At 35.4% G+C, this 3,015-nt stretch carries 2 protein-coding genes and 1 pseudogene; all 3 read right to left on the bottom strand.

The annotated features are described in order from the left end of the window. Positions 1-106: 106 nt before the first annotated feature. On the bottom strand, positions 107-1,138 hold the full coding sequence (malR, locus tag AC1DJR_RS24145) for a maltose operon transcriptional repressor MalR (protein ID WP_088034426.1): 1,032 nt from the start codon (positions 1,136-1,138) through the stop codon (positions 107-109). Between the two features lie 266 nt (positions 1,139-1,404). Beyond that, on the bottom strand, positions 1,405-2,247 hold the full coding sequence (malD, locus tag AC1DJR_RS24140; protein ID WP_477003685.1) for a maltosaccharide ABC transporter permease MalD: 843 nt from the start codon (positions 2,245-2,247) through the stop codon (positions 1,405-1,407). Further along, positions 2,248-3,015, bottom strand: a pseudogene (malC, locus tag AC1DJR_RS24135) (maltosaccharide ABC transporter permease MalC); the annotation flags it as partial.

The raw sequence follows: 3,015 nt of genomic DNA, 5'->3' as shown, positions 1-3,015 counted from the left end.
GGTGAAGGCTACCTTCGCCTTTCCTATGCTTACAGTATTGAAACTTTAAAAGAAGGCTGTGACCGTTTAGAAGCCTTTCTAAAGAAAAAAGCTAAGAGTTAAACTCTTAGCTTTTTGTTGCATAATGATCACAAGTTTGACGCTTCAATAATTTATGCGGAATAATAATGCATTTTGAAGTAGATTCAGAATGCTCCACCTTATCAACTAAAGCTTTTGCCGCTTCATACCCTAATTGATAAATATTCACATCAACTGTCGAAAGTGGTGGACTAGCAATTTCTGATAATAAAGCATTGTTAAAGCTTACAATCGAAACATCTTTCGGTACAACAAATCCTTTTTTAGAAAGCGCACTTAACACGCCAAGTCCAATTAAATCATCCGTTGCCATAATTGCCGTCGGTGGTTGCTTTAGTCCCATTAATTCCTCAACAGCCTGTTGACCACTCTCTCTTGAAAAATCAAAGTGTAAAATATACTCTTTCGGCAATAGAATATCTGCTAGTTTCAAAGCATCACTCATCCCTGCCAAACGATCTCTCGTTACAAGTAAATCTGATCCACCGCCGATGAATGCGATTTGTTTATGGCCTAATGAAATTAAATATTCCGCTACTTCTCTTGCAGCTGTATAATTGTCATTATCTACATATGTAATTTCATCTTTTCGATCATATGGTTTTCCAATTAAAACAAACGGGAAGTTTTGGTCATGCAAGTATTGAATAATCCGATCGTTCTCTCTTGAATATAAAAGAATAATACCACCGATTTGACGCCCTTGTACCATTTTTACAACACCATTAAAAATTTCATCTTCCGTTTCACCAGTCGACATATAAAGCGCATACCCTTCCACATGTGCAAATGAACTAATTCCTCTTATAACTTCTGGGAAAAATGGATTTTGAAAAGCTTTACTTGCAGAACTCGGCATAACAAGACCAAGTGTCTTCGTCGTTTGGTTCGCAAGATTTCTTGCATTTAAATTAGGATGATATCCCAGTTCACTCATCACTTTTCGAACACGGCGCTTTGTCTTTTCACTTATACTTGGATTATCAGCAATTACACGAGAAACTGTTGATGGTGCAACATTTGCCTGCTTCGCCACATCTTTAATTGTAACTGTCATAAAAATCCCCTCCTCTCACTTCTCTGCCATTTTTCATATATTTTATCTCGCACTCATTGCAAGTCATAAACATTCATTTCTTATATCTTGCAAAACTAATCCTATTCTCCCTCTTCATGTATTGTAAGGGATATAGCTATTTTTTCCTATACTATAATATACTATTTATTTCACTTCTTTTCACATATGATGTCAAATCTCTTTTCATCTCCCTACAAATTTTTTATAGGGAGATGAAAAGAGAAATGGGACGTAATGTCCCATTTTTATCCTTTCGTACCTCCAGCTGTTAAACCGGAAACAAAATATTTTTGCAGCGATAAGAATAAAATAGAAATCGGAATTGCAATTAATACTGAACCAGCTGCAAATGTCGTAAATTCATTACCAAATTTTTTCGCTACCATTTCATATAGTCCAACTGCTAAAGTATAATTTTCCGGTGTGCGCAAAATAATACTCGCTAAAATGAAATCTGTAAATGGACCGATGAAAGTGAATAGCGCTACAACCGCTACGATTGGTTTTGCAAGCGGCATAATGATTTGCCAGAAGATACGGAAATGTCCTGCTCCATCCATTCGAGCTGATTCATCCAGTTCTTTTGGAATCGTATCAAAATACCCTTTCATWAGCCAWGTATTCATYGGAATTGCYCCRCCYACATAAATTAAAATTAATGCAAGATGTGTATCAAKTAATCCTGTTAACTGMGCTAATAYATATAGTGCGATTAACGCTGCAAAATTCGGGATCATTTGCAGAATTAAAAATGTTAATAAACCATTCTTTCTTCCAACAAAACGATATCTCGAAAATGCATAGGCAGTAAAACTAATGGCTAGTACAGAGAAAATCATCGTCATTACGCTAACTTTCAAAGTATTTTTATACCAAAGTAAGTAATTACTTGAATCGAGATCAAGCAGCTTGCGATAATGATCTAACGTGGCATTTTCCGGAATAATACTTGACCCAGATAAACTATCCCCTGGATTAAACGATGAGCCAATTATCCATAGTAATGGATAGAAAATAATCGCACACATTATGAAGATAACTAAATAACTTAATGAAAGACGTAACATCTTTTGTCGTTTAATATTCATTTACATCATATCCTCTTCTTGGAATGATTTTGTTCTCTTAAATTGCCATAACGCAACTGTAATAACAATTAACGATAAAATCATTGTAAGAGCTGCTGCTTTTCCGTACTGAGCCGAAGTCATCGTTAACTTATAGATCCATGAAATTAAAATATCCGTTCCACCTGCATTTTGTCCAGACACAGCAGGTCCCCCGCTATTAAATAGATAAATAATACTAAAATTATTAAAGTTAAACGTATATTGCGTAATTAATATTGGCGCTGTTGCGTATAAAACAAGTGGCAATGTAATTTTGCGGAACTGTTGCCAAGCTGTTGCTCCATCTACTGTAGCCGCTTCATATAATTCTCCTGGAATCGATTGCAATATACCTGTTGTCATTGCAAAGACGAACGGGAAACCAAGCCACGTTTGAATCATAATTAAAGCAATCTTCGCCCAAAACGGRTCTGTCATCCAAGCAATCTTTTCAATCCCGAATAAAGCTAATACTTGGTTATTAATTGCTCCAAATGTTTCATTAAACATACCMGMRAAKACAAGAATAGATACGAATGCTGGAACAGCCCACGGTAAAATAAAGATTGTTCGAATAATTGCCTTACCTTTAATACCAGGCTGATTTACGATAATCGCTAAAAAAATACCAAGTGCAACTTGTAATGTTGTTGCAACAAACGTCCAAATGACAGTCCAAGAAAATACACTTAAAAATGTATCTCTCCACATTGGTAATGTGAAAATATCAATAAAGTTTTTAAAGCC

The sequence above is a fragment of the Bacillus sp. 05T31 genome (assembly GCF_056396725.1).
The sequence above is the reverse complement of the archived record's forward strand: the minus strand, read 5'-3'. Positions and strand labels throughout refer to the sequence as shown.

Excerpts from the sequence above, each read along its gene's own strand:
- malR (WP_088034426.1), bottom strand. The coding sequence starts at position 1,138 with ATGACAGTTACAATTAAAGATGTGGCGAAGCAGGCAAATGTTGCACCA.